Genomic DNA, 23,731 nt, shown 5'->3' with positions numbered 1-23,731 from the left:
ACCGCCTGAGGTCTTCCTGACGCGACGCGGTTTTTTGCTTCAGCTTGCCGTCAGAAAGACGTCAGAACGGCGCCGGAAAGAAAAAAGGCCCCACCGAAGATGGCAGGGCCAGGAAAACGTCGAAGGGACATTCGACGCGGGGGAACGTTCAGGAAATATCGCCGGGACTTGGTGCGCGCTTGTCACCGGTGACCATGGACCGTGCGAGATTTTCTTTGTGGCGGAAAGAGGTCAGAACAACCCCGCCGACATGGACTGCAATCAGCAAGAGCATGAGGTTGGCCAGCACCTCATGTGCCTCTTCGACGGCTTCAGAGCCGCCTCCTCCATACCCTTCGTCGTCGCCATCGGCATAGGCCGGAGAGACGATCTGCGGCAGGGCAGGCAGCATTGCAACACGGCCCTCATCTTCGAGCAGCCATCCCGTAAAGGCGGTGCCTGCGAGTGTCAGGAGCAAGACAACGGTCATTGCGGCACCCGCAGGGTTGTGGCCAAGATACCGATGCTCCTTGCCGCGCACGACATCCCCGATATAGCTGACTGTTTCTGACGGCCCTCGCAGGAATTGTGCAAAACGGGCATATTTGCTGCCAACAAGGCCCCAGATCAAACGGAACGCAATCAGTCCAGCAACAATGTAGCCCGCGATCTCGTGTACCGTGCTAAGCTCCTCGGCGCTGAGGTAAGCCACGACAAACGTAACAACCAAACTCAAGTGAGAGACCCGGACCAGAGGATCCCAGACACGAACCTTGGCTATAGAGCTTTGCGCGGCTGAAGGCGCATCATGTGCAGAGGTCTCAGTCATCGTCGTCATCCTCGTATTCAAATTCGATCATTTGAAGGGTCTGCGGATGAACGGTCACTTCGATCCTGCGCCCCTGTGCATCGCGGCCATCAATTTCGTAACAGCCATCATCGATCTTGATCCGACGCACGGTCCAACCGTTGTCCAGCGCCATCTGCGCCACCGCTTCCCGCGGCTGCCAGTCGGCCATGGGGACAAAACAGTCATCATCGTCGGCGATCGCAGCGCCCGCTGAAAGAGTCGCGAGAAATGCAAGCATTGTCAGTGTCTTCTTCATGCGGCAAACTCCGGATTGCGGCCAACTTCACCAAACCATGCGCCGGTAACCTGACAGGTTCCTGAAGCTCGCGGGCTGATGTGCGTCAGCCTCGCGTAAGCTGGAGTGTTCAAAACGGCATGAGACCCAAAGGAGCCCGACACCCATGCGTATCCTGCTGATCGAGGATGACACTGTTCTGGGAGAAGCCGTGCGCGACCAGATCGCCGCCGACGGCCACTCTGTGGATTGGGTGACACGGCTTGATGCGGCCGGAGATGCCATGGCGGTTGCCGCCTATGATCTGCTGCTGCTTGACCTCATGCTGCCCGATGGTCGTGGCATTGGCTTTCTGAAAACGATCCGAAATCGGGGGGACGTGACCCCGGTGATTATCCTGACTGCCCTTGACCAGATTTCAGACCGGATCGAAGGGTTGAATGCGGGGGCTGACGATTATCTGGTCAAACCGTTCGACCTGTCGGAACTCTCCGCCCGGATCGGCTCGGTCGCGCGCCGGTATAGCGGCAATCCAAATCCGATCATCACCCACGGCGCGCTGGACATCGACCTTGCCTCGCGCAGCATCCACCGGAACGGAAAACCAGTCCAGCTGACCGCGCGCGAATGGGCGCTGTTCGATGCGTTTCTGGCGCGTCCCGGTCAGCTGCTGTCGAAAACACAGCTTGAAGACAAGCTCTATGCCCACGGGGCCGAAATCGAAAGCAACACCATTGAAGTCCATGTTAGCCGCCTGCGCAAGAAACTTGGGGCTGACGTGATACAGACCGAACGCGGCATGGGCTATCGTCTGGGCGCTTCATGAGACTGCCACGGAGCCTCCAGGCCCGTTTGGGGCTGTCCTTGGGTAGCGGGCTGACGCTTTTGTGGATCGCGACTGCAACGGTGACGGCGGTAAACCTGCGCCACGAAATGGACGAGGTCTTCGATTCTGCCCTGCAGGAAACGGCGCAGCGCCTTCTTCCGCTGGCCGTACAAGAGATTGTCGGCCGCGAAGATCATGGCGTGACCCAACGCCTTGGCACGATCAGCGCACATACAGAGTTTTTCACTTACATCGTGCGGGACTCACGGGGGCGCATCCTGCTGCAATCGCATGCCGCCGATCCGGAAATATTCCCTGCCTATGACGGGACCGGGTTTCGTCAGACCGCAACCCACAGGCTTTACAACGAGGATGCCTTGCAGGGCAGCGTTCGCATTTCGGTGGCCGAACCGCTGGACCACCGCGCTACGGTCGCACGGGAAATCCAGATGGGGCTGGGCCTGCCACTTCTGGTAGTTATACCGCTTGCGCTGCTCGCCATCGTGCTGGCGGTCCGGGCAGGCCTTGGACCCATTAGCCGTTTTCGCAAACGCTTGGAAGCTAGGGATGCGCGTGACCTTTCACCTGTTCCGACGACAGGCATTCCGTTGGAAATTGTTCCGATGGCGACAACCCTGAACGGACTTCTTGGACGCTTGAAAGACGCGTTCGATGCGGAACGCAGCTTTGCCGCCAATGCCGCACATGAATTGCGAACACCCCTCGCTGGGGCTATCGCGCAGGCGCAACGGCTTCAGTCTGAAACAGGTGACCCGGCTGCTGCTGCCCGAGCGGCAGACATCGAGGCCACGCTGAAACGGCTGACACGCCTGTCTGAACGCTTGATGCAACTGGCCCGCGCCGAAGGAGGCCGCCTGCGGCTCGACAAAACCTCAGACCTGCGCGGCATCGCAACAATTATTGTCGAAGAGATAGAGCGCGAGACATCATCGGGGCGCATCAAGCTTACGCTTCCGGACGGACCCGTCATATCAGACCTCGACCCGGACGCCTTTGGCATCCTCTGTCGCAACCTGATCGAAAATGCGATCCGTCATGGCGCGGGAATAGCGCCAATAGCGGTCTTGCTCTCACAAGATGGCATATTGCGCGTTGCAAACGGTGGCCCTGTGGTGCCGAAAGAGAAACTGCAGAACTTGACCACCCGTTTTGAACGTGCAGGATCGAACACCACCGGAAGCGGTCTTGGCCTAGCCATTGTCGCGGCTATCGCGGAGCGGATCGGCAGTGAGCTCATCCTGAAGTCCCCCCGCGTCGGCGAGGAGGATGGTTTCGAAGTGAGCATCAGGCTGCCGACTGGGCCGTAGCTCAGTTAGCATTCAGTGATCAAGAGGCGCCCAGTTTTTCTCAGCCTCGGCATTCTGTCGCCGCAATCGCAAAGCAAGACCAAGTGAGACGTCGATCGCGATGGTAGGTCTGCAAACACGGTCATGCGTCGCATAGTTCGTTGAGTGTGGTCGATGTACGGGCGGCAATAAGGACACATCCCAATCTGACGTATCGGCCTGTCATACGGTCCTCAACCAATCAGATGACGCCCATGACACGTTACGGAACGCTGACGCTCCTGACCTGCGCTTTGCGCCTAGCCGAAAGCTTTTCTCATAGAAGCCGTTTGGCTGCGGAGCTGTCCGACTGGCTTGACCGCAATCTGCTCGGTTTTGCATGGGACCCAGAGCTCGTGTCGATGAGACCCACACAGTTGCCACGGGAGGACTGGACGGAATTGCGGATGCGTCTTGTATGGGCGGTCACCCACAGATCGAGTGATCAATCGGCGAGGACATAACCGTCCAAGGACATGTGATGTGGTTCAAGCCGGTTGACTTGATGGATGATCCGAGAACCTTCGAGGCAAACCTACATTCTCTAGTGTCGGAACGATAATCAGTACCGACACATGAAAAGTGCGAAAAACTGCGATCATTTAAAAAGTGACTCTGATTCACATTGAGGGTTTACAAGCTGCCCCCCTTGACGTACCCCTTGATCATCGAAGAGCTGCGCCCGGATGAAAGTTCACCCGGGCGCTTTTTTTCTGGGGCCATGGTCGCGTGCTGGGCGCCACGTTATCCTGCCTGCAAATGCATCGCGATCTTCTTCACCAACTTCGTCCTGAGACCAAGCAATGCCCCAATCTCGCCACTTGTCGCTTCTTGAGGCGTTGACCAACGTCGTCGTTGGCTACGCGCTGGCCGTGCTGACACAGCTCATTGTGTTTCCATGGTTTGGCTTAACCGCGAGCCTGCAGGACAACTTTGCCATCGGCGCAGCTTTTGTCGGCGTCTCATTGATCCGCAGCTACGCGCTGCGCCGTGTGTTTGAACGCTGGCGATAATCTGTGCCGTCACGCAGGCGGCAACCTGTACACGGTCCCCCTGCCCGGTTCTTTTTGCGACGTAATCGGCAGACCAAGACGTTTCTTCAGAGCGGACGAAATCACCGCGCGCGCCGTGTGCGGCAACCACGCCGTGGCCGCCACGATCTCTTTTATGGACGCGCCGTCGGGGCGTTGCAGCATCTCGATCACCTGAGCCTGCTTCGTGCCGGCGCGCTGGGCGGGAGTGTCAGACGCGCTGGGCGCGACCTTCTGCGTGCGGGCTTTTCGAACGGCTGCGGTAACTTGCGCCACAAGGGGCTCAATGCCGATGGCTTCAAGTCCGGACGCAGTGGCTACCAAGGTGGTGCCATGACCATCGCCTGTCTCGCGCCAGAGCGGCTCACCCTTGCGCAGGTCTGCATCGACCTCCTCAAGCCAACCGCGATCGGTCATCATTGTGACGACCTTCCTGGCGGCAGCGCCATGCAGCCCGTCTGGCAGCGGCATGGCCAGATTGCCCGGGCGTGTCGCCGCGCGGCTGAGGATCAGGTTTTGGGTATCAGTGAGTTTCAGCATCGTGTCCTCCGGTGTTCAGGGACAACGCGTCGCGCGCTGCCTTCTACCAGATGGAGCCCGCAGTTGTGCGGGCCTGGCGCGATGCAGCATGACTGGTGTCGCTCTGACACCGATGACAATCAACTCGATAAAGGTGGCCCATGAACGTGATCCTGCGCGATCTCGACCAGACCCGTGTACATTTCGAAGCGGCGATCCATCGGGTTGGCGAACAGGCTGCTACGCGCGCCTTTAACCGGGCGCTCAACTCCGAGGGCAACAAGGTCCGCACGCAGGTGCACCGTGCCCTGCGCAAACAGACCGGCGCAAAAGCCGCGCTGATCAACCGCGAGACACGCACGATCCGGTCAACCTTTGCAAACCTGACCTACACGATCGAGGCGCGTGGGGATTACCTCGGGCTGTCGCATTTCAGCCCACGGCAGTTCGGCTACGGGGTCCGCGCCAAACCCTGGGGCCGGTGGCAGCGTTTTGAGAGCGCATTCCTCCTCGGCTCCCTCGGCAACAACGCCTTTGTCCGTGAGCGCAAGGCCAGGTTCCCGATCAAGAAGATGTTCGGCCCATCCATCCCGAAGGAGTTGGTACAGGACGCCACACGCGCGGCATTCGAGGCCGCGCAGCCAAACGTGCTGGCCGAGGCCACGCGACAACTCCAACACCTGCTCGAAGATCAAGTCTGACAGGGACGAAAGCACCCCAAATGATACGCAAAGACGCCATTACAGACGCCGCTCCGGACGCGTGCGGCCGCACCGGCGCCCGAACGGGCTTGGTGTCGGCCAGCCGCGGCCTCCAGCCCCCCACCCCTTGGGTCCCTTCCGGGGGTTTGATCTCATGCGGGGCCGCCGCCTCGCGGGATTTTCGTGTTTTTTATTTTTTGAAAAATCCATTTCGCTTCGTTTCAGAGGGGGTCCGATGCAAGGATTTCAATGGCTTAGGTCTCAAATTGCCGAAATACCCCCCGCTGGTTTCGCCAATTGAAACCGCGATCTTGTGCGCTTCAGAGGGCGTCTGACCAAATGATTTCAATGGCTTAGGCGTCGAATTAGCGAACAGTCGGCGCTGCAAAACAGCGTGTTTTTTGCATGAAATACCCGCCTGATGCGTCTCTGAATCGGCGCGACACCACCCAAGATTGATTAACCCAGTGCCGGCCCCGTTTCGGTTCGCCGGCCCAGTTTTCGCACCCAAAGAGCAGGTCTCAGATGACAGCTGATGCAGAACACACTGCCCGGGCCTGGCCCGCGGCGCAGGTCGAGATGTGGCAGGTCGCCGATCTCGTGCCCTATGCCCGCAATGCCCGGCAGCACCCGGCGGACCAGATCGACCAGATTGCTGCGTCCATGCAGCGGTTCGGATTCACCATCCCGATGCTGGTAGCGGAGGATGGCACGATCATCGCGGGTCACGGTCGACTGATGGCGGCAGCACAGCTGGGACTGGACGAAGTTCCGGTGATGGTGGCCCGTGGCTGGACGGAGGAAGACCGACGGCTCTACACGCTGGCGGACAACCGGTTGGCCGAGATCGCCGAGTGGGACCCGGAGATGCTGCGCCTGGAGATCGAGGACCTGCGGTCGGAGTTCGGGATCGAGGATTTCGGGATGATCGGCTTCAGCGCGGACGACCTCGCGGAGATGCTGCCAGACGCCTTGGTGGAGACCACAGGCGGCTTGACCGATCCGGACGATGTGCCGGACGTGCCTGAAACCCCTGTGACGCGGCCGGGTGATGTGTGGATCCTCGGCGCACATCGCCTGCTCTGCGGCGACAGCACCGTGGCGACGGATGTCGAAAAGCTGCTGGGAGGCGTCAAACCTCTGCTCATGTGCACCGATCCGCCCTACGGGGTGGCGTATGATCCCGGTTGGCGGAATACCGCAGGTGCTGCCAAGACCAAGCGGACGGGCAAGGTGCTGAATGACGACCGGGCCGATTGGCGCGAGGCCTGGGCGCTCTTTCCCGGCGATGTGGCCTATGTCTGGCACGGCGCCTTGCACGCCGCGACAGTGGCCGAGAGCCTTGAGGCCTGCGGGTTTGCAATCCGCTCCCAGATCATCTGGGCCAAGGAGCGGCTTGTTCTGAGCCGCGGCGATTATCACTGGCAGCACGAGCCGTGCTGGTACGCGGTCCGCTCCTCCGGCAAGGGTCATTGGGCGGGGGATCGCAAGCAGACCACCCTGTGGCACATCTCCAGCAAGGATCAGGATGCCAGCACCATCCACGGCACGCAGAAGCCGGTGGCCTGCATGCGTCGGCCGATCGAGAACAACTCGAGCCCGGGTCAGGCCGTCTACGAGCCGTTCATGGGATCGGGCACGACGCTGATTGCCGCGGAAATGACCGGGCGAGTCTGTTTGGGTCTGGAATTGAACCCGGCCTATGTCGATGTTGCTGTCACACGCTGGCAGGACTTCACCGGAGAGGTCGCCGTGTTGGAAAGCACTGGGCAGGCGTTTGGCACACGGTCTGGCGCGCACGCCAGCACCAATGATGAAAAGACCGACAGCGAAGCCGACGACGACCCCGGGTAAGATCATGACAAGGATGCCGGCGAGAAAGCCATCTTCTGACCCCGATTATCGTGGATAACAGCAGCGAAACGATCAATTCTGTGTGCCGAAACAGCCTTTGACGGCATCCCCTCCTCCGCGTCGGCCCGGCCCCTCCGGGCTTGCGGCAGTAGCAGCGGCGCGATCTGCGCGGCGCGACGCAACAGCGAGGAGATACCCATGCTTGGCATCACTGGCACCCAGGTCAGCCTGCACATCATTCAATTCCCGTCCGGTCGCTTTGGCTTTGTCGGGTCGATCCCCACAGACATCTGCGAACAGGTGCCCGCCGACCGCGCTGCCATCCTGGGGCAGAGGGCATTCAGCGACCCTGAAACCAACGACCCCATGATGTGGAAAGCCCCCAGCTTCGAGACAGTGGAGGCGGCCATCGCCCATGCGAAAGACCACGGCCACAGCCCGATGTGGAAAAACGAAGCGCAGTAAGACGCGCTGTAACCGGGCCTCCGGGTCCACCGAGAGCCCGGCTTGTCCGGGCTTGCGGCGGTAGAAGGCCGCGCTGTCGCGGGGCCAGCACCATGGAGGGCACCGACGTGACCACCGACACACCGAACACCGTAATAATTGAAGGCGACACCTACGAGTCCGTGACCACACACGCGCTGCAGATCGGCGACGTGATCCGCGCCGAGGGCGCCTTGCTGGAACTGCGCACGCGCAACGAGGGGCCTGACAGGGTCAACAACAACGCGGCTGGCAATGTTGTCTGGCTGCGCGGCTACCCGATCGGCAACGCGCTCGGCGCCATCCCCAAAAGCTGGCTGACACGGGACGAGGACGGCGAAGGATACTGGCTCGTGCAGGGCAATGGCCGGGCAACATGGCTGCGCAGGATCCCCTGCCCGCAAAACAGATAACCCACTTTGTCCGGCTCAACGCGCCGGGGCTGCATTTGCGGCCAATCACAGGAGACCCGTAGCATGACCCCCAAGCATCCGCACATCACCGTTCCGCTCACCGGCGAGGATGGCAATGCCTTCGCCATCCTTGGCCGCTGCCGCAAAGCCGCCCGCGAGGCCGGGTTGCGGGACAGCGAGATCACCGCCTTCGTCACCGAGGCCACCGCAGGAGATTACGACCACCTGCTGCAAACCGCCATGCGCTGGTTCGATGTGCTCTGATCGAACAATCGCCCGCGTATATCAGCAATCTTATGAGGCTGAATTCTCTACACTATCGGGTTTTACAGAGCGAACATGATGGTCCTTCGCCGGAAACGGCTCCCAATCCCGGAGGACCTGACATGACCCTGACACCTGAAGCCCTCGCCCCGATTGCAGCGCAGATGCGCATGCCGCCCGAGGCGCTCATCGTTCTGCCCACCGCCGTCGAGGTTTTTGCCAAGAAGGCGGACATGCCGATCACGAAGATGCTCGCCGAACTCACGGTGAACACCCCCCTGCGGGACTACCTCGCTGAGATCTGCATCCAGACCCACACGGCCGCCTGACCCGCGGCGTGCGCCAACAGCCCGGAGCCTCCGGGCTCGCGGCGGTAGAAGGCCCGCGATGCACGCGGCTGTCAGAAACAGGAGACACCGTCATGGAAGTCACCATCCGCTTTGCAAACCCGCGCACCGCCACGGACAGCGTCGACCGCGCCCTTGGCTGCATCCTTCTGGAGACCGAAGCCAAGACCGCTAACCGCTTGATCGGGGGCTTTTACTTCGACACCGAACGCGACCCGCAGGACATCTTTGACGACTTCGCGACAGACGGGTTCGAGAAAGAGGACTTCGCCAGCATCGAGTTTGCATGGTCCTGATCGCGCAGCCTACCCCCCTGCCCGGCTGGTCCGGGCTTGGGTCCGTAGAAGGCACGCGATCCTGCGCGCCATGAACACGGGGAGACGCCCAAATGACCAACCGCACCATTCTGCCCAGCCAGAACACCGCCTATGGGTTTTACGGCACCGTCACGACCTGCACGCTGCGCGATTGCACCAGCGCCGTCTTCTGGACCTTGGCAAGCACCCTCATCGCCGAGGCGATCAATGCCCAAGGCGAGGCCGAGATGATCGGCATCCGCGACTTCCTCGACAGCAAGATGGGACGTCACTTCGCCGACGAGGCCATCGACGCCCTGCGTTGTGGCGAGACCAGCACCAAAGCCGCCCTCGAGGCCACGATCGACAAATGGCAGCGCCGGGGTATCTCCGCCCAGACCGAGGCCAGCCACGGCATTCCCGAAGGCCTGCCCCATCTCGATGGTTGGGTCACCCATTACGCCATTCTGGCAGAAACCGACGTCTGACACTCGCGATGGCGCCCTGCGCCACAGGCCGCGTCACGAGCTGTGGCGCGGCCGTCCTCATGTCATGCGATTTAACATGCGTGGCTGCTGAAGGATTTGACCCATGTCCACTCCCCGCCCCCGCGGCCAGACCATCACCGTCTCCCAAGCGGCGGCCTTGCTGGGGCGCTCCGACCGCTGGGTGCAGGGCTTGGTGAAGGCCGGATATATCGAGCGCGCCAATCGCGGCGAATACACGCTGGTGGCCGTCATCCGCGGGGCCTTGGCCTATTACGAAGACCAGATCACCAAGAACAACAAGGCCGCAGCCGCCACACGCGCCTCGGAGGCGCGCACCCGCGAGATCGAGTTGCGCATTCAGGAACGCAGTCGCGAGTTGATCGCCATGGAGGATGCCCGGGCGGTCATTGGCGAAATGGCTGCCCTTGTCCGCGCCGAACTTGCGGGATTGGCAGCGCGCTACACGCGCGACATGGAGGCGCGACGGGTGCTTGAAGAGGTGATTGATGGTTCCCTCCAGCGCATTGCCGGCGGCGCGGACAAAGCGGGCGCAGCTCTGGGCGCTGGTCGCGGCGATCTGGAGGCCGAGCGAGAAGCGTGACCCTGCAGCCTGGGCGGCAGCCCACCGGGTGTATCCCGAGACGGCGGGTATTCCCGGACCGCGGGACCCGGGACTGACGCCCTACATGATCCCGTGGTCCTCGGCGGTGCATCGCGGCGGCTACCGCCGGGTGGTGGCGGTGACCTCGGCGCAGTCGGGCAAGACCGACAGCATGCTGGACATCATCGGGGCGCGGCTCGATCAGAAGCCAGCACCGATCTTGTATGTCGGGCCGACGAAAGAGTTCCTGACCGACCAGTTCGAGCCACGGCTGATGGCGCTGCTGGACGAGGCGGAGACGCTGGCGGGCAAGGTGGTGCGCGGCCGGCGGATGAAGAAGACGCTGAAGCATGTGGCCGGTGTGCGGCTGCGCTTGGCCCATGCGGGCTCGTCCACGGCGTTGAAGTCCGACCCGGCTGCACTGGCGCTGATCGATGAATACGACGAGATGATGGCCAATGTGAAAGGCCAAGGGGATGTGCTGGGTCTGGTGGAGGCCCGCGGCGAGACCTACGCGGATTTTGTCACCGCGATCACCAGCACCCCGGCGCGCGGCCTTGTGGAGATCGAACCGGATGATGCCAGCGGTCTGGAGTTCTGGGCGCGGTCCAGCCCGGAGGATCTGGAAAGCCCGATCTGGAGGCTCTGGCAGGAGGGCACGCGGCACCATTGGGCCTGGCCCTGCCGGTCCTGCGCGGACTACTTCATCCCGCGCTTCAAGCAGCTGCGCTGGCCAAAGACGGCCAGCCCCGCGCAGGCCAAGCAGGCCGCAACGCTGGAATGCCCGCGCTGCGGCGCGCAGCATGTGGAGACCGACAAGGTCTGGATGAATGCCCGCGGCGCGATGGTCGCGCCGGGTCAGTCAGTGGAATTGCGCGACGACGCGGCGCATGTCACGGGCGCGCCGGCAGACAGCGCCACGCTGTCGATGTGGACCTCTGGGCTCTGCTCGCCCTTCGTGACCTGGGGCCAGCGGGCGGAGACCTATCTCACAGCGCTGCAGTCCGGCGATCATGGCCGCATCCAGACGGCGATGAACGCAGGCTTTGGCGAATGCCATGCCATGACCGCCTCGGGGGATGTGCCGGACTGGCAGGAGATCCTGGAGCGGCGCCAGCCCTACCGGCCCGGGGATGTGCCCGCGGGTGGGCTGCGGCTGGTGATGGGTGTGGATGTGCAGAAGTTCAGCCTCGTCTATGTGATCCGGGCCTTTGGCGCGCGGGGAACATCCTGGCTGATCGACAATGGCCAGCTCTACGGTCCGACGGAGGACGATGACGTCTGGTCGGCGTTGGCCGATCTGATGCTGACACAGGTGGGTGGGCTGCAGATCGAGAAGGTGTTCATCGACTCAGGGTTCCGGCCGGACAAGCCGGAGCTGGGCAACGAGCACAAGGTCTACGAGTTCTGCCGCCGCTATAGCTGGCTCTGTTCGCCCACCAAGGGGCGGGATCAGCAGAGCCCGCCCTACCGGGTCTCGAAGATCGAGGTGAAGCCGGACGGAAAAAAGGCGCTCTATTCGATCGATCTGGTGACGCTGTCGACCGACTTCTTCAAGTCGCTGGTGATGTCGCGCATCCGCACGCCGGCGGATCAGCCGGGGGCGTTTCATGTGCATGAGGCGATCACGGAGGAGTATTGCAAGCAGCTGACCTCGGAGGCCCGGGTGGTGATCGAGGGCAAGCCGGTCTGGGTGAAACGCTCGCGGCATAACCACTATCTCGACTGCGAGACGCTCTGTGCCGCGATCGGCTACACGATGAATGTGCAGCGCATTCCGGAAGGCGTTGAACGGGCCCCGAAGCGCGAGGTGGCGGTGCCCGGGGGACATGATGGAACGCAGGGTGATGGCGAGGATCCCGAAGCGCCGCCGCCAACATCGCGTGGTACCGCAGTCCGCGGAGGCGGCGGCGCGCTGCGGGCGCGATTTGCGCGCCACGGCAGCAGGCTGAACAGATAGCGCCAGCGCCGGCTCAAGAAAAGCCGGTGCACAGAGCGCAGCGCGGCAGGCCACCGCGCAAGATGGCAGCGCCCTCCAACGAGGTGAGCGAACGACTGAAAGGAGGGCGCTGCCGTTACCCTTGTTGATGCGCGTGCCTTCGAACAACACAGCAACCGGAGCAGATGCAGTTCGGTATCGTCACGAATCCCCACTGCGGGGCAAGGTAAACCGCAAAAATCTCAGCATGTCCAATCGGCGCACATGCCTGCCGGTATTCCGCTTGGAGAAACAGGATCAAGGTTTTGGCAGCGCCCTCTGTCGGGATCAACGAGACCAACATGGAGTGTGTGAGGGCGCTGCCCGTGCTTTCTGTCGTGGATGGTATTCAGAGGAAAGCACGACATACAGCACATGCAGCCTCTCATCGCCAAAACCCGAGGCTGCCAGAACATTAAAAATCGAACTTCAAGAAATACAAGAAAAACTGTGTTGAAGCCGCTGCCATCAACGCATCTGGAAAGCGGAGGCAGCGGCGGGCGGCTGGAGCAGAACAGGTGCAGGCCAGCCGCAGTATTCCGATAAGGTCAATTGCTCATGATTCAAAGGCTCAAATCTCTCCTTGCAGAGGCGATACCGCTTGGCCTGCCACAAGGGCCTGCCCCACTCCCCCGCCCCTCGGGCAAATACATGCGCGGCGGTCGGGGCGTGACCTTTGCGGGCTGGAAGCCTGCGCTGCGGGAGGCGCAGGACGATATCGGCGAGGCTTGGGACGATGCGGCAGCCCGGGTCAAGGATCTGCTGCACAACAGCGGCTGGCTGGCTGGTGCCATGGAGCAATGTGTGGCCAATACCGTGGGTACGGGGCTGCAGCTGAAGGCCCTGCCGGAGAACGAGACCTTCGGCATGGCGCCTGCGGAGGCGTCCGATTGGGCCAAGACGGTGGAGCGGCGGTTCGAGCTCTGGGCCCGGAGCGCTCAGGAATGCGACATTCAGGGCCTGCGCACGTTTGGCCAGATGCAGGCGGCGGCGTTTCGGTCCTGGCTGGTGACCGGGGAAATCCTCGCAGAGCTGCCCTGGCGCAAACGCCCATGGAACCGCTACGGCACCAAAGTGCGCCTGCTGCCGCCGCAGCGGCTGTCGCGCAAGACTGAAAGCCTGCGACGGCTGATCAACGGGGTCTATACCAATGCTGACGGCATGCCGGTGGGCTACAGGGCCATCCGCAAGGACCTGTTTGGTCATGATGTGGAATATGACGTGCGGGCACGGGACCGGGCGGGACGCCCGCGGGTGATCCATGTCTTCGAGGGTGCGCCGGGCACGCATCGGGGCATCTCGCCGCTGGTTCCGGCGCTGCAGGTGGCGCGGCAATTCGACCAGTTGGCGGATGCCACGCTGATGGCGGCGATCGTGCAGACGCTCTTTGCGGTGACGATCACTTCGGACGAGCCGACCGAGCAGGTGCTGGCGGGTCTGCTGACGCCGCAGGAGCAGGCGCAGATGCTGGCGCAGGGTGTGTCGCCGATGGAGGCGTATATCGAGATGGTGGCGGGGTATTATGACGACAGCACGCTGGATGTCGGGATCAATGGCCGGCTGGCGCATCTGTTTCCGGGTCAGGAGCTGACCTTCCACACGGCCAACCAGCCATCTTCGGAATACGCAGCCTTCTCGATGCATCTGCTGCGAGAGCTCGCGCGGTGCCTTGGGCTGACCTATGAAAGCGCGACGGGCGACAATGTGGGGGCGACCTATTCCTCGCTGCAGGCGGCGACGACGGAGATATTCGCGATCACGAAAGCGCGACGGCGGAATATCATGGCGCCGTTCTGTCAGCCGATTTACGAGGCCTGGCTCGAGGAAGAGATCGAAGCGGGCGGTGTGCCTTTTCCGGGCGGTGTGGCAGGGTTCATGGCCAACCGCACGGCGGCGTGCCGGGCGGAGTGGCGCGGCGATCCGCGACCGCAGGCGGATGATCTGAAGAAAGCCAAGGCGCATGAGGTCTGGAAGCGGCTCGGCGTGATGTCGGATGCGATGATCTGCACCGATCTCGGTGCCGATGTGGACGATGTCTACCAGCAGCTGGCGCAAGAGCGGGCCTTGCGGGCCGAATACGGTTTGCCCGAGCCGCAGATGATGGGCGCGCAGGGCGGTGGTCCCACAGGCGGCGATGGTGATGATGCTGGTGATGAAGATGACGAAGACGCTGACCCCGCCAACGCGGATGCAGAGGATGACCCATGACAGTTCAGATCGATGAGGCTGATCCCTGCACGGCGGCGGCCAGCTTGCGGCAGGTCTATGTCCGGCTTGTTGCCGGCGAAGGCGCCATGGAGGTGCGGTTCCGGGCGGGATCGAACGGGGTGGAACGCTCGGTGCGGTATCACAGCGCGCATCCCGACCGGCTCCTGGCGGTCATTCGGGGCTTTGAAGAGCAGTGTGCCAAGCTGCAGGGCCACGGCCCGCGCCGATTTGCACTTTCTGCAGGAGGGATGAGATGACCGAACCACCGGACATCCTTCAAAGCCAGGCAGCACCGTCGCTTGCCCAGATCGCGAGCCGGGTGCTGAACCGGCCGCTGCTGCTGCATCCGGACAAGGTCGATCTGATCCTGCATGTGCTGCAGGGGCGGATCGGCATCGCGCCTTTGGCGGCGCCAGACCCGCAGTCGAACCGCTTCGTTGGCACATACCGCCGCGACAATGGCAGCGTGGGGTCGCTGCGCGTGGAAAACGGCGTGGCGATCCTGCCGATCGTGGGCAGTCTGGTGAACCGCGGCGCCTGGATCGGGGCCAGTTCGGGGCTCGTGTCTTACGAGGGCATTGCGGCGCAGCTGAGGGAGGCGCGAGCTGATCCGGAAGTTCGGGCGGTGCTCTTGGATATCGACAGCCCCGGCGGTGAGGCGACGGGCATGTTCGCGACGGCCAGACTGGTGAGCGCGATCAACCAGACCAAACCGGTCTTGGCCTTCGTCAATGACGTCGCTGCTTCTGCCGCCTATGGCATTGCCAGCGCGGCCAGTGAGGTCATTGTCTCGCCGACCTCGATGGTCGGATCGATCGGCGTGGTGCTGACCCATTTCGATCGCTCGGGGGAACTGGAAGACCGCGGCGTAAAGCCGACGCTCATTCACGCGGGCGCCCATAAGGTGGATGGCCATCCGTTTGGACCGCTGTCGGACGCCGTGCGCGCCGACCTGCAGGCGGAGGTGATGAAGATCTACGACCAGTTCGTGGGTCTCGTGGCCGAAGGGCGTGCAGGCCAGATCAGCGCCGACGCGATCCGGGCGACGGAAGCCCGCACCTATCTCGGCACCGATGCCATTGCCCAAGGCCTCGCCGACCGTGTGGCGAGCCTCGACGAGGTGATCGCCACCTTTGCGCAACCGCCCTCCGGGGCAAGCCCCCAGAGAAAGGGAGGACCCATGACCAAAATCATCCAAACCGAGGCGCCACAGGGCGAAGCCTCGGCCTTCAGCCCCGCTGATCTGCAGGCTGCTGTCGATGTGGCCCGGACGGAAGCCCATGCCGCTGGTGTCACCGCCGGCAAGGCCGAGGCCACGGCGCGGATCAAATTCATCCTGACGGCCCCAGAAACCGAAGGTCGAGAGGCCCAGGCGCTGGTGCTTGCACTCGAGACCGAGATGACGGCGGAAGATGCAGCGAAAGTTCTGACGGCGTCACCCAAGTCATCGGTTCCCACAACGATTGCTGAAAGGGCGGCGCAAGAAACCGAACTCGGGGCCGAAACTCCGGCCGAGTTCCACAATCGCGCCGAGCGCAGTATCGCCGGCTGGGCCAAAGCCGTCACAAATGCCAATGCGCGATTCGGCTGACATGCACTCCATGCAATCCAAGGACATCCCCTCATGACAGTTCTGACTGAAGGCCGGCATCCCGGCGAATTCCTGATGACCGAGGCCAATGGCCAGCGCTCGCGGGACAACATCACCATCGCAAGTGGCGCGGGCATCATCGCCCCGGGCACGGTGCTTGGCAAAATCACGGCAAGCGGCAAATATCTCGCGAGCGCTGTCAGCGCCACCGATGGCAGCCAGACCGCAGTCGCCATTGCACTCTATGGCTGTGATGCCACCACACGTGATGTTGCGATTGCCGCCATCACTCGGGATGCCGAGGTGAACGGCAAAATCCTGACCTGGCACCCCGACCGTGATCAGGCGGCGGAAAAGGCCGCAGCCCAAGCTGACCTCGCCTCGGTCGGCATCATCCTGCGCTGAGCGCGGACGACTGTCGCCATGGGCTAACGCCAGCCCCGAATTCCTCACAGTTTCCATCCGATCCGCTGCCGCCAGAGGCTGCAGGCTGATCTGTCGCGCCCAATCCCCGCGCTCTGACAGCAGCGGGCCGATCCCGCGTGCCCAATCCACCCGCGCGCCGACGCAATAAAGGACCCCCCATGTCGATCCTCAACATCTTCAGTCAGGACGCCTTCAGCGTCATGCGGCTCACGGACGCGCTTCGTGAGATCAAGTACACCCCGTCCCGCATCGGACAGATGGGGCTGTTCCAGACCACCAGCATCGACACGCTGGATATCGCCATCGAAAAGGACAAGGAACAGAACCGCATGCTGGTCTCCGCCAGCCCAAGGGGCGGTCCCGGCCAGACCTTCGACAAATCAAAGCGCGCCATGCGCATGCTCAAGGTGCCCCACTTCCAGGTGGACGATGCCATCTATGCCGACGAGGTCCAGCAGGTGCGCGCCTTTGGCCAGGAAGTCGCCGTCGAGCGGCTGCAGCAGAAGATCGCCGACCGCGCCGCAGAGGCCAGCCAGTTCTTCGCGCTGACCGAGGAATACCACCGGCTCAACATCCTCAAGACCGGTCAGCTGCTCGACGCGGACGGCTCCGTCCTTTTTGACTACTTCACCGAGTTCGGCGAAAGCCAGCAGGCGGTGGTGGACTTCGATCTCGACAATGCCAGTGCCGCCGATGGCGCGCTGCGCAAGAAATGCGCCGGGGTCATCCGCCAGATGGCCGCCATTCTGGACGGTCTGCCCTATACCGGCATCATGGCCCTGTGCGGGGATGCCTTCTTCGATGACCTGATCGCCCACCCGGAAGTGCGCGAGACCTACAAGGGCTATGCCGACGCGGCGAGCTTGCGCAACGCGTATATCAATTCGGGGTCGTCCGGCATCTACGGCGCCTTCGAGTTCGGCGGCATCACCTGGATGAACTATCGCGGCGGTCAGAATGTCGGCATCGAGACCGACAAGTGCCACCTCGTCCCCATGGGTGTCCCCGGCCTCTTCCGCACGGTCTATGCCCCGGCCGATTACATCGAGACGGTGAACACCCCGGGCCAGCGCCTCTACGGAAAGCAATGGGAGATGCAGAACGGCAAGGGTGTGAACCTCGAGTTCCAGATGAACGCGCTGCAATACTGCACCCGCCCGCGGGTGCTGATCCCGGGCAAGCGGACGTAATCCAGCGTGCATTGAAAGGATGAAAGGATGTCCACCCTCTTTGATGATCTGGACGCGCAGGTCTCCGGGACGATTGACGCGGCCTTCGGGGAGGTCGCTATCCTGCGACCGCGTGTTTCGTCCCAATATGTCGCGCGCGCAGAGGATCCGTCCCGCCGGGTTGCCACCGTGAAGGGCGTGTTCTCGGCGGGGCCCGCGGATGCCCCTCTCAAGGGCAGCACTGCGGGGGCTGCATTTTCTGGCGGCACGCGCGTCGTGTCGCAGAGCGCTGAGTTCTGGCTTCCTGCGGAGCAGGTTCGGGCGCTGGCCGCGCGACCCGTAAAGGGCGACGCGCTGACCCTGACCGGGCGTCCAGAAGCGCCGGTCTATGCACTCTCTCAGGTCCACCCGTCGGACATGGGGGACCTGACCCTGATCCTGGTTCTGGAGGACGAGACGCCATGAGCCTGACGCGACTGGCCATGCGCCTTGCGGCCGCCCGGGCGCTGAGAGACAAGACACTGGCGGGCGCGCGGGTGTTCGACAGCGCGGTGGACCCGATTGACCAGACGATCGCCGCGCAGCGCCAGCCGCTGCTGGTGCTGACCACGGATGAGCATGCGCTGGAGGTGACCGGGCGCGATCTCGGCAGCGGCACGCATCGCTGTGATCTGGTGATCGAGCTTGCCATTGCCTCGCGCGTCGAGGTTCCAGCCGAGGACGGAGACGGCGGCGCTCTTACCATCGCCATCCCGCATACCGATGAGGGGATGGAGCTGACGCTTGACCTGATGGAGCATCAGGTGGTCTCGGCGCTGACGCGGGATGACGGGGCGTGGTCCAGAGCGTGGATGATGCTGGTGCCGCGGATCACGCGGCAGGTGTCGCGACGCGGCGCCTCCGCTGAGAACGGTGTGCGCTTCGCGGCGCGTCAGCTGACGCTGAGCTGCGATCTGATCGACGCCCCCGTCCCCGGCGCTGCACTCCCTGCGGCCGGGGCATGGTCGAAGGTGCTGACGCTCATGGAAGCAGACGCGACGATGGCCGGCATTGCATCGCTGATCCGGGCAGAGATCGAGGGCACGCTTGTCCCCGAGTGGCGTCGCGCGGCGCATGCACTGGGTGTTCCGCTCGAGGTCTCGGACGGCCTCGGGTTTGGCGCAGGGGACGCGCCTTTGGTGGACCCGGTGGAATTTATCATGGGCGCGATCAGCACCGGTGCCGGCGTGGTCACCGTGACCGAGGACGTGCCCTGATGGCGGTGCGCGAATTGGTCGAGCTGGTCTCTCGGGTGGCCGAGCTGGAGCGGCGGTTTGCGGGTGTCTTGCGCCACGGCACGGTGGCGGAGGTGGATCCCGAGCGCCAGCGCGTGCGGCTGGACCTTGGACCCGCTCACGGGGCTGGGGGACGCTTCCTGTCGCCCTGGGTGCCCTATGCGCAATTCTCGGGGGCGCTGCGCGTGCACACCCCACCCACGGTGGGGCAACAGCTCACGGCAATGTCCCCCAGCGGGGATTTTCAGCAGGCGGTGGCGCTGCCTCTGACCCATCACAGCGGCAATCCGAGCCCATCCAAAGCCGGCGACGAGAATGTCGTGACCTATGGCAATGTCCGCATGACGCTGGCGGATGATCTGGTGCGGGTCGATGTGGGCGGCACGCTGTTCGAGCTGAGCTCGGCGAAGGTCACGCTCTACACGGGCGGCAGCAGCATCGAGATGACAGATGCGGGCGTGAAGATCACCGGCGCGCGCATCGATCTCAACTGAGGGAGGCGCCCATGCCAGCAGTTGCGCGGATCGGGGACCCGTTTGCAACGGGCCACCCTTGCGACAGCACGAGCACAATTGCCGGGGGCAGCGGAAACGTCTTTGCCAATGGTATTGGTGTGTCCCGCCAGGGCGACCCTTCTGCGTCGCACACGCGCCTCGTCGGGAAACTGTGCCTCCCGCACACGGTGTCCATCGCTGGCGGCAGCGCCACGGTGTTCGCCAATTCAATGTCAATTGCCCGGGTCGGTGACGCCATCGACGCAGGCGCAATTACCGACGGCTCGCCGGACGTTTTTGCAAGATAGGAGGGCATAACATGCCACGTTACGCAATCACCGAGACAGCCGGGCGTTTCGTCGCCGGGACAAACAATACCGGCGTCGGGACGGTGCTGACGCTGACGGAAAAGCAGGCCGAGCACGAGGTTCGGCTCGGCACGCTAAGGCTGCTGGACGTCAACACCGATGCGCCTGAGCACATTGGCGATGCAGCGCAAAGCCAAACGGCAACAAGACCCAAGACCGGTGATGGCCAGGCTAAAATCAGCAAAGAACGCGGTGCGTCTCCGAAGCAGTAACCCGCGGCCCTCAGCCGTCATCTTTGCTTGCTGTGTCTGCCTTACCGTCTTGCTTCGTCCGCGTGGTCTGGAACACGAGTTCCCTTGGGGCCGGTTTCTTTCGCAGGATCGGTGCTGTGGGTTCTTCGCAGTTCGGGAAGGTCTGATCGGTCTCGCGGAAGGTGCCACCGCAATACATGCATTTTTTCATTTTGATCGTTTCGTTCGAGTCGCGTTGCACCGGCAGGAGCGGCTTTTGATGAACGTCCGGTCTTCGGTCAATGGGACGCGTCGGCATGGCGCCAAATCACAACACCCCCTCGGTTGGCCTGAACGCGGTCACAGGGGGCACGCTCATGGGCTGGCCGCATGTGGTGCAGTCCTTGCAGGACATCTTCACGACGCGTTTGGCGCGCGCGTCATGCGCGAATGGTACGGCTCGTTTGTGCCCACGCTGCTCGGACGGCAGATCAACCGATCGGAGATGCCGCTGTTTCTTGCGGCCTTCACCTCGGCGATCGAGCAATGGGAGCCACGGTTCAAGGTGACGGAGATTGGACTGAAGGATGTCACCCGGGACGGTGTGGTGCGCCTGTCGATCTCTGGCGAATACCGCCCCCGGGCCCTGCTGGGGGATCCCACCTCCGCCGGTTTGCGCAGCCTGGTCATTGACGCCAAGGACGAGGGTGTCTCGATTGCACAAGGAATCGAGACAAAGTCCCCTATCCCAGTCAGTCGGGGCTCAGGTGTCCAGTCTGATCAACATTTGCCGGGACATGTTCCATGACGACACCCATCGACCTGTCCTCGCTCCCGGCTCCGGGCGTCATCGAGGAGCTGGACTTCGAGGTCATCCTGCGGGCGATGCGCGACGATCTGGTGGCGCGCTTCGCGCCGATTGCGCCGGTGATCGACCTGCAAAGCGAGCCCGCGCGCAAGCTGCTCGAGGTCTGCGCCTATCGCGAGCTCTTGCTGCGGCAACGGGTCAATGACGCGGCGCGTGCTAACCTGCTGGCCTTTGCGAGGACCACCGACCTTGACCATCTCGCCAGCTTCTACGGTGTCACCCGCCTGACGGATGAGACCGACACCGCTTTGCGCCTGCGGGTGCAACAGCGTATCCAGGGCTGGTCCAACGCAGGAGGTGCCGCGCATTACCGGTACTGGGCCCTGACGGCGGACGAGCGGGTCTCCGATGCGGCGGTCTCCTCCCCAAGCGCGGGCATCGTGCGGATTGCCGTGCTCTCCGCCGAGGGCGACGGGGCCTCGTCCGAGGACCTGCTCACGGCTGTGCGGGCAATTGTGCTGCGCGATGATGTGCGCGTCTTGACCGACACGGTCGAGGTGGTCTCGGCCAGCATCGTGCCCGTGGATGTGGCGGCCAGGGTCTTTCTTTATCCCGACACCCCCGCTCAGGTGATCGAGCAGCTGCGCATCGACTTCCCCGCGCGCTTTGCGGCGGCGCGCGGGCTTGGCTGGGATTTGACCCGGTCCTGGATCAACGCGCAACTCCACCCTTCAGGGGTGCAGCGGGTCGAACTGGCCTTTCCGTCTGGTGATACGATCATTACCGAGGAGCAGTGCGCGGCGCTGGGATCGGTCGAGATCACCTTCGGCGGGCGGGACCGATGACCACGCAGTCGTTCCTGCCACCGGGTGCCACCACCTTTGAGCGCGCGATGGAGGCCGCGACGGCGCTGGATGCCAGAGCCCCGGCCATCCGACCCAACGCCCGGGCCAAGCTCGACGGCTTTGATCCGTTTGTGCCCTGGCTGATCTGGGAGTACGGCCTGGGAGATATCCTCCCCTATCTGAGCGATCCGCAACGCGCGCTGCGGGAGGGTATTCGCTGGCAGCGCTTGCGCGGCACGCCCGAGGCCTTGCGACTTGCCTTCTCGTGGCGCGATCTCGACGGGGTTCAGGTCTTCCAGGAGGAGCCCGGGCAACATTTTGCCGCGTTCCAGATCGACACGAATGCGGTGACACCGCTTGAGGACATCGACGATCTCATCGCCTTGGCGCGCCTGTCGGCGCCAGCGCGATCGCGGCTGGCGCGCATCTTTCACGGCTACGACCTGCGGCGGATCAAGCTGGACGACACGCGGCTCGGTGACGGTTTGCTCAGCGATTACAGCGGCGTGCGTCACACAGATGGGCAGACGCGCCTGTCGTTTGGGCGCGTGTTTCCCGCAACTGTGCCCGCGCCGGAGGTGCGGACACATGCAGGGATATTCGTCGACCATGTCGGGCGCGCCTTCCTGCCGGGTCGGTTTGTTCTGTCGGACAGCGTGCTCGACGACGACCGGGCAACGCCCAACCCGTTTATCTATCACGCGCACCTGTTCACGCTCGCCAACACCGACGGCGTCCCGGACGAGCCAGCCGACTTCGAGCCTGTCCGCAAATTCCAGCGCGCGCAGATGGTGCTCTCGGAGGGAATGCGCCTCGGGGATACCAACAGCCGAACACCCCCGGTGGAGTGGGTGTTCTACGCGGGGCGCAGGCGGCTCTCCGAGGAGGCTGCGGTCTCCGGCGCTCCGGCAGAGGTGCGGCGCATCCAGCGCACGGAGATGTTCGAACGCAGGGCCGTCGCATCTGCGCTCGTGCCATTGCCGCACGCCACATTCAGATGGCGCGACACGGTTCGGTGCCAAGTCATCGGCGGCCGATCACAGTTTTATCGCCTTTCGGAAACGCGGCGGATTTTACCGCCGGTTTGGAGCACCCCGCCCGCGCGCGTGATTGCGGCCAACACGTACGAATTGCTCATTCATGTACGCGACGCGGTGCGCGCGGACGCGCGGGTCTCGGACGAGGACCGCTTCATTCCCGGACAGGTGCGCCGGGCCGATGCGCGAGCGGTGGGCGACGGTCTCGCCCTGACGCCCACCAATCCGTCTCGGGCACTGCTGCCTGAGCTCTATGATCCGGCGGCGTCTCCCACCCGGTTCAGCGAATTCACCGGAGACACAACTTACGCCGGGCAGTTCTGGCTGCCGCTCACTTACGTCGACCAGCCCTGGTCCGAAGTGCAGGTCCTCGTCGAGGCCATGCACCGCACGGACACACCCAACACAGACTGACGAGGAGGCCTGAATGGCTATCATGACGCGCTCGGGGCGCGCAGCCCTGGCGGACGCAATCCGCCAGCGCCCGCTCCATCTTGCCTGGGGTACAGGCAACATCGAATGGGGCAGCACCGCCCCGCAGGGGGCCCTGACGTTTGGCGCAAACGATGTGCTGCAGCTGCCTCACGCTTACGTCTCAGGCGTGGCGCTTGCCTCTGCGGATGGGATCACGACCTATTCGGCCGGGACAGAGTATACCGTGGACGCCACCACCGGCCGGATCACACGGATCGTCACAGGCGGTATCCCACCCGAGGCGACCGTCCGCGTGGATTACACCATCGACACGCCCCCGCCGGACGTCACTCAGACTGCGCTGCTGGGTGAGCTCGGCCGCCGCGCGGTGGACGAAGTGGCGTTTGTCGTCGCGGATGATGCAGGCGCGATTGTCGCCCCCACCGGCCGCTTCACGCTGTCGGCCACACCCACCAACCACCTCTTCGTGCGGGTGCGCTTCGAGTTCGAGGACGCCCCCGATGCGGTGATCCGCGAGCAAGGCCTGTTTGTCGGCACCACCACCGATCCCGCCCTCCCGGCGGGGCTGCGGTATTTTGAGCCCGCCGCCATCACCGATCCCGGGATCCTGCTGATCGTGCAGAACACCGTCCCGATCATCCGCCAACCCTCGACCCGCGAGACTTTCGAGTTCGTGGTCACGTTCTGATCAGGAG

General features: G+C 63.3%; 31 protein-coding genes. 27 read left to right on the top strand and 4 right to left on the bottom strand.

Annotated elements, in window-relative coordinates; all coding sequences use genetic code 11:
• Nucleotides 1–148 precede the first annotated feature (148 nt).
• Entirely contained in the window at nt 149–808 is a 660-nt protein-coding gene (locus ACK3EW_RS21785; protein WP_493807844.1) for a cytochrome b/b6 domain-containing protein, read from the bottom strand.
• A complete protein-coding gene (locus tag ACK3EW_RS21780; RefSeq protein ID WP_493807843.1) occupies nt 801–1,085 on the bottom strand; it encodes a PepSY domain-containing protein in 285 nt (94 codons plus the stop codon). The genes ACK3EW_RS21785 and ACK3EW_RS21780 overlap by 8 nt, the downstream gene beginning before the upstream one ends.
• Before the next feature lie 145 nt (nt 1,086–1,230).
• Between ACK3EW_RS21780 and ACK3EW_RS21775 the strand changes: the two genes are divergently transcribed.
• The 3 genes from ACK3EW_RS21775 to ACK3EW_RS21765 all read left to right on the top strand — a co-directional run bounded on the left by ACK3EW_RS21775 (nt 1,231) and on the right by ACK3EW_RS21765 (nt 4,249).
• On the top strand, nt 1,231–1,890 hold the full coding sequence (locus ACK3EW_RS21775) for a response regulator (protein ID WP_493807842.1): 660 nt from the start codon (nt 1,231–1,233) through the stop codon (nt 1,888–1,890).
• Nucleotides 1,887–3,218 carry an ATP-binding protein gene (locus ACK3EW_RS21770; RefSeq protein ID WP_493807841.1) on the top strand — a complete coding sequence of 444 codons (1,332 nt, stop codon included), beginning with the start codon at nt 1,887–1,889 and terminating at the stop codon, nt 3,216–3,218. The genes ACK3EW_RS21775 and ACK3EW_RS21770 overlap by 4 nt, the downstream gene beginning before the upstream one ends.
• Before the next feature lie 821 nt (nt 3,219–4,039).
• The gene (locus tag ACK3EW_RS21765; RefSeq protein WP_493807840.1) at nt 4,040–4,249 is read left to right on the top strand and encodes a DUF7220 family protein; all 210 of its coding nucleotides are present in this window, start codon (nt 4,040–4,042) and stop codon (nt 4,247–4,249) included.
• 9 nt (nt 4,250–4,258) lie between these two features.
• On the opposite strand, the gene ACK3EW_RS21760 is transcribed toward ACK3EW_RS21765, so the two are convergent.
• Complete coding sequence (locus ACK3EW_RS21760; protein WP_493807839.1) at nt 4,259–4,807, bottom strand: DUF3489 domain-containing protein; 549 nt, start codon at nt 4,805–4,807, stop codon at nt 4,259–4,261.
• Between the two features lie 140 nt (nt 4,808–4,947).
• Between ACK3EW_RS21760 and ACK3EW_RS21755 the strand changes: the two genes are divergently transcribed.
• The 20 genes from ACK3EW_RS21755 (at nt 4,948) to ACK3EW_RS21660 (ending at nt 19,953) form a co-directional block, all read left to right on the top strand.
• The gene (locus ACK3EW_RS21755; RefSeq protein WP_493807838.1) at nt 4,948–5,487 is read left to right on the top strand and encodes a hypothetical protein; all 540 of its coding nucleotides are present in this window, start codon (nt 4,948–4,950) and stop codon (nt 5,485–5,487) included.
• 525 nt (nt 5,488–6,012) lie between these two features.
• On the top strand, nt 6,013–7,341 hold the full coding sequence (locus tag ACK3EW_RS21750; RefSeq protein ID WP_493807837.1) for a site-specific DNA-methyltransferase: 1,329 nt from the start codon (nt 6,013–6,015) through the stop codon (nt 7,339–7,341).
• Nucleotides 7,342–7,539: 198 nt separating this feature from the next.
• A complete protein-coding gene (locus ACK3EW_RS21745) occupies nt 7,540–7,806 on the top strand; it encodes a hypothetical protein (protein ID WP_493807836.1) in 267 nt (88 codons plus the stop codon).
• Nucleotides 7,807–7,913: 107 nt separating this feature from the next.
• Nucleotides 7,914–8,237 (top strand): hypothetical protein, encoded by a 324-nt coding sequence (locus ACK3EW_RS21740; protein WP_493807835.1) that lies wholly within the window; start codon nt 7,914–7,916, stop codon nt 8,235–8,237.
• A 63-nt stretch (nt 8,238–8,300) separates the two neighbouring features.
• Nucleotides 8,301–8,501, top strand: a complete 201-nt coding sequence (locus ACK3EW_RS21735) for a hypothetical protein (protein WP_493807834.1) — start codon at nt 8,301–8,303, stop codon at nt 8,499–8,501.
• Between the two features lie 122 nt (nt 8,502–8,623).
• Complete coding sequence (locus ACK3EW_RS21730) at nt 8,624–8,830, top strand: hypothetical protein (protein ID WP_493807833.1); 207 nt, start codon at nt 8,624–8,626, stop codon at nt 8,828–8,830.
• 92 nt (nt 8,831–8,922) lie between these two features.
• The gene (locus tag ACK3EW_RS21725; RefSeq protein WP_493807832.1) at nt 8,923–9,144 is read left to right on the top strand and encodes a hypothetical protein; all 222 of its coding nucleotides are present in this window, start codon (nt 8,923–8,925) and stop codon (nt 9,142–9,144) included.
• A gap of 92 nt (nt 9,145–9,236) precedes the next feature.
• Nucleotides 9,237–9,632 carry a hypothetical protein gene (locus ACK3EW_RS21720; protein WP_493807831.1) on the top strand — a complete coding sequence of 132 codons (396 nt, stop codon included), beginning with the start codon at nt 9,237–9,239 and terminating at the stop codon, nt 9,630–9,632.
• A 103-nt stretch (nt 9,633–9,735) separates the two neighbouring features.
• Complete coding sequence (locus tag ACK3EW_RS21715) at nt 9,736–10,233, top strand: hypothetical protein (RefSeq protein ID WP_493807830.1); 498 nt, start codon at nt 9,736–9,738, stop codon at nt 10,231–10,233.
• Nucleotides 10,139–12,193 (top strand): terminase gpA endonuclease subunit, encoded by a 2,055-nt coding sequence (locus tag ACK3EW_RS21710; RefSeq protein ID WP_493807829.1) that lies wholly within the window; start codon nt 10,139–10,141, stop codon nt 12,191–12,193. Before ACK3EW_RS21715 ends, ACK3EW_RS21710 begins: the two co-directional genes overlap by 95 nt.
• Nucleotides 12,194–12,862: 669 nt before the next feature.
• Nucleotides 12,863–14,419, top strand: a complete 1,557-nt coding sequence (locus ACK3EW_RS21705) for a phage portal protein (protein WP_493807828.1) — start codon at nt 12,863–12,865, stop codon at nt 14,417–14,419.
• Nucleotides 14,416–14,676, top strand: coding sequence for a hypothetical protein (locus ACK3EW_RS21700; protein ID WP_493807827.1), 261 nt, complete (start codon nt 14,416–14,418; stop codon nt 14,674–14,676). Before ACK3EW_RS21705 ends, ACK3EW_RS21700 begins: the two co-directional genes overlap by 4 nt.
• Nucleotides 14,673–16,010 (top strand): S49 family peptidase, encoded by a 1,338-nt coding sequence (locus tag ACK3EW_RS21695; RefSeq protein WP_493807826.1) that lies wholly within the window; start codon nt 14,673–14,675, stop codon nt 16,008–16,010. Before ACK3EW_RS21700 ends, ACK3EW_RS21695 begins: the two co-directional genes overlap by 4 nt.
• Nucleotides 16,011–16,043: 33 nt before the next feature.
• Nucleotides 16,044–16,415: a head decoration protein gene (locus ACK3EW_RS21690; protein WP_493807825.1), complete on the top strand. Its 372-nt coding sequence runs from the start codon at nt 16,044–16,046 to the stop codon at nt 16,413–16,415.
• 179 nt (nt 16,416–16,594) lie between these two features.
• Nucleotides 16,595–17,626: a major capsid protein gene (locus ACK3EW_RS21685; protein WP_493807824.1), complete on the top strand. Its 1,032-nt coding sequence runs from the start codon at nt 16,595–16,597 to the stop codon at nt 17,624–17,626.
• A 27-nt stretch (nt 17,627–17,653) separates the two neighbouring features.
• A complete protein-coding gene (locus ACK3EW_RS21680; protein WP_493807823.1) occupies nt 17,654–18,070 on the top strand; it encodes a hypothetical protein in 417 nt (138 codons plus the stop codon).
• On the top strand, nt 18,067–18,861 hold the full coding sequence (locus tag ACK3EW_RS21675; protein WP_493807822.1) for a hypothetical protein: 795 nt from the start codon (nt 18,067–18,069) through the stop codon (nt 18,859–18,861). The genes ACK3EW_RS21680 and ACK3EW_RS21675 overlap by 4 nt, the downstream gene beginning before the upstream one ends.
• Nucleotides 18,861–19,373, top strand: coding sequence for a phage baseplate assembly protein V (locus tag ACK3EW_RS21670; RefSeq protein ID WP_493807821.1), 513 nt, complete (start codon nt 18,861–18,863; stop codon nt 19,371–19,373). The genes ACK3EW_RS21675 and ACK3EW_RS21670 overlap by 1 nt, the downstream gene beginning before the upstream one ends.
• A gap of 11 nt (nt 19,374–19,384) precedes the next feature.
• Nucleotides 19,385–19,681 carry a PAAR domain-containing protein gene (locus ACK3EW_RS21665; protein ID WP_493807820.1) on the top strand — a complete coding sequence of 99 codons (297 nt, stop codon included), beginning with the start codon at nt 19,385–19,387 and terminating at the stop codon, nt 19,679–19,681.
• A gap of 11 nt (nt 19,682–19,692) precedes the next feature.
• Nucleotides 19,693–19,953: a hypothetical protein gene (locus ACK3EW_RS21660; RefSeq protein WP_493807819.1), complete on the top strand. Its 261-nt coding sequence runs from the start codon at nt 19,693–19,695 to the stop codon at nt 19,951–19,953.
• Between the two features lie 10 nt (nt 19,954–19,963).
• Here the strand turns inward: ACK3EW_RS21660 and ACK3EW_RS21655 are convergent, their stop codons facing one another.
• Nucleotides 19,964–20,143, bottom strand: a complete 180-nt coding sequence (locus ACK3EW_RS21655) for a hypothetical protein (protein ID WP_493807818.1) — start codon at nt 20,141–20,143, stop codon at nt 19,964–19,966.
• Between the two features lie 48 nt (nt 20,144–20,191).
• Here ACK3EW_RS21655 and ACK3EW_RS21650 point away from each other — a divergent pair, with 48 nt between their 5' ends.
• The 4 genes from ACK3EW_RS21650 to ACK3EW_RS21635 are packed head-to-tail and all read left to right on the top strand — an operon-like array spanning nt 20,192 to nt 23,724.
• On the top strand, nt 20,192–20,719 hold the full coding sequence (locus ACK3EW_RS21650) for a GPW/gp25 family protein (RefSeq protein WP_493807817.1): 528 nt from the start codon (nt 20,192–20,194) through the stop codon (nt 20,717–20,719).
• Nucleotides 20,716–21,564, top strand: a complete 849-nt coding sequence (locus tag ACK3EW_RS21645; RefSeq protein ID WP_493807816.1) for a baseplate assembly protein — start codon at nt 20,716–20,718, stop codon at nt 21,562–21,564. Before ACK3EW_RS21650 ends, ACK3EW_RS21645 begins: the two co-directional genes overlap by 4 nt.
• Nucleotides 21,513–23,015 carry a phage tail protein gene (locus ACK3EW_RS21640; protein WP_493807815.1) on the top strand — a complete coding sequence of 501 codons (1,503 nt, stop codon included), beginning with the start codon at nt 21,513–21,515 and terminating at the stop codon, nt 23,013–23,015. The genes ACK3EW_RS21645 and ACK3EW_RS21640 overlap by 52 nt, the downstream gene beginning before the upstream one ends.
• A 13-nt stretch (nt 23,016–23,028) precedes the next feature.
• Nucleotides 23,029–23,724, top strand: coding sequence for a BW3TFN family phage tail fiber component (locus ACK3EW_RS21635; RefSeq protein ID WP_493807814.1), 696 nt, complete (start codon nt 23,029–23,031; stop codon nt 23,722–23,724).
• Nucleotides 23,725–23,731: the final 7 nt, after the last annotated feature.

It is taken from the genome of Marivita sp. NO-S04 (assembly GCF_059070475.1).
This window is presented reverse-complemented; position numbering and strand designations above follow the sequence as displayed.

What these genes read in the sequence shown, in the direction of transcription:
- ACK3EW_RS21785 (WP_493807844.1), bottom strand. Translation starts at nt 808, where the DNA reads ATGACTGAGACCTCTGCACATGATGCGCCTTCAGCCGCGCAAAGCTCT.
- ACK3EW_RS21780 (WP_493807843.1), bottom strand. Translation starts at nt 1,085, where the DNA reads ATGAAGAAGACACTGACAATGCTTGCATTTCTCGCGACTCTTTCAGCG.
- ACK3EW_RS21775 (WP_493807842.1), top strand. Translation starts at nt 1,231, where the DNA reads ATGCGTATCCTGCTGATCGAGGATGACACTGTTCTGGGAGAAGCCGTG.
- ACK3EW_RS21770 (WP_493807841.1), top strand. Translation starts at nt 1,887, where the DNA reads ATGAGACTGCCACGGAGCCTCCAGGCCCGTTTGGGGCTGTCCTTGGGT.
- ACK3EW_RS21765 (WP_493807840.1), top strand. Translation starts at nt 4,040, where the DNA reads ATGCCCCAATCTCGCCACTTGTCGCTTCTTGAGGCGTTGACCAACGTC.
- ACK3EW_RS21760 (WP_493807839.1), bottom strand. Translation starts at nt 4,807, where the DNA reads ATGCTGAAACTCACTGATACCCAAAACCTGATCCTCAGCCGCGCGGCG.
- ACK3EW_RS21755 (WP_493807838.1), top strand. Translation starts at nt 4,948, where the DNA reads ATGAACGTGATCCTGCGCGATCTCGACCAGACCCGTGTACATTTCGAA.
- ACK3EW_RS21750 (WP_493807837.1), top strand. Translation starts at nt 6,013, where the DNA reads ATGACAGCTGATGCAGAACACACTGCCCGGGCCTGGCCCGCGGCGCAG.
- ACK3EW_RS21745 (WP_493807836.1), top strand. Translation starts at nt 7,540, where the DNA reads ATGCTTGGCATCACTGGCACCCAGGTCAGCCTGCACATCATTCAATTC.
- ACK3EW_RS21735 (WP_493807834.1), top strand. Translation starts at nt 8,301, where the DNA reads ATGACCCCCAAGCATCCGCACATCACCGTTCCGCTCACCGGCGAGGAT.
- ACK3EW_RS21730 (WP_493807833.1), top strand. Translation starts at nt 8,624, where the DNA reads ATGACCCTGACACCTGAAGCCCTCGCCCCGATTGCAGCGCAGATGCGC.
- ACK3EW_RS21725 (WP_493807832.1), top strand. Translation starts at nt 8,923, where the DNA reads ATGGAAGTCACCATCCGCTTTGCAAACCCGCGCACCGCCACGGACAGC.
- ACK3EW_RS21720 (WP_493807831.1), top strand. Translation starts at nt 9,237, where the DNA reads ATGACCAACCGCACCATTCTGCCCAGCCAGAACACCGCCTATGGGTTT.
- ACK3EW_RS21715 (WP_493807830.1), top strand. Translation starts at nt 9,736, where the DNA reads ATGTCCACTCCCCGCCCCCGCGGCCAGACCATCACCGTCTCCCAAGCG.
- ACK3EW_RS21710 (WP_493807829.1), top strand. Translation starts at nt 10,139, where the DNA reads ATGGTTCCCTCCAGCGCATTGCCGGCGGCGCGGACAAAGCGGGCGCAG.
- ACK3EW_RS21705 (WP_493807828.1), top strand. Translation starts at nt 12,863, where the DNA reads ATGCGCGGCGGTCGGGGCGTGACCTTTGCGGGCTGGAAGCCTGCGCTG.
- ACK3EW_RS21700 (WP_493807827.1), top strand. Translation starts at nt 14,416, where the DNA reads ATGACAGTTCAGATCGATGAGGCTGATCCCTGCACGGCGGCGGCCAGC.
- ACK3EW_RS21695 (WP_493807826.1), top strand. Translation starts at nt 14,673, where the DNA reads ATGACCGAACCACCGGACATCCTTCAAAGCCAGGCAGCACCGTCGCTT.
- ACK3EW_RS21690 (WP_493807825.1), top strand. Translation starts at nt 16,044, where the DNA reads ATGACAGTTCTGACTGAAGGCCGGCATCCCGGCGAATTCCTGATGACC.
- ACK3EW_RS21685 (WP_493807824.1), top strand. Translation starts at nt 16,595, where the DNA reads ATGTCGATCCTCAACATCTTCAGTCAGGACGCCTTCAGCGTCATGCGG.
- ACK3EW_RS21680 (WP_493807823.1), top strand. Translation starts at nt 17,654, where the DNA reads ATGTCCACCCTCTTTGATGATCTGGACGCGCAGGTCTCCGGGACGATT.
- ACK3EW_RS21675 (WP_493807822.1), top strand. Translation starts at nt 18,067, where the DNA reads ATGAGCCTGACGCGACTGGCCATGCGCCTTGCGGCCGCCCGGGCGCTG.
- ACK3EW_RS21670 (WP_493807821.1), top strand. Translation starts at nt 18,861, where the DNA reads ATGGCGGTGCGCGAATTGGTCGAGCTGGTCTCTCGGGTGGCCGAGCTG.
- ACK3EW_RS21665 (WP_493807820.1), top strand. Translation starts at nt 19,385, where the DNA reads ATGCCAGCAGTTGCGCGGATCGGGGACCCGTTTGCAACGGGCCACCCT.
- ACK3EW_RS21660 (WP_493807819.1), top strand. Translation starts at nt 19,693, where the DNA reads ATGCCACGTTACGCAATCACCGAGACAGCCGGGCGTTTCGTCGCCGGG.
- ACK3EW_RS21655 (WP_493807818.1), bottom strand. Translation starts at nt 20,143, where the DNA reads ATGAAAAAATGCATGTATTGCGGTGGCACCTTCCGCGAGACCGATCAG.
- ACK3EW_RS21650 (WP_493807817.1), top strand. Translation starts at nt 20,192, where the DNA reads ATGAACGTCCGGTCTTCGGTCAATGGGACGCGTCGGCATGGCGCCAAA.
- ACK3EW_RS21645 (WP_493807816.1), top strand. Translation starts at nt 20,716, where the DNA reads ATGACGACACCCATCGACCTGTCCTCGCTCCCGGCTCCGGGCGTCATC.
- ACK3EW_RS21635 (WP_493807814.1), top strand. Translation starts at nt 23,029, where the DNA reads ATGGCTATCATGACGCGCTCGGGGCGCGCAGCCCTGGCGGACGCAATC.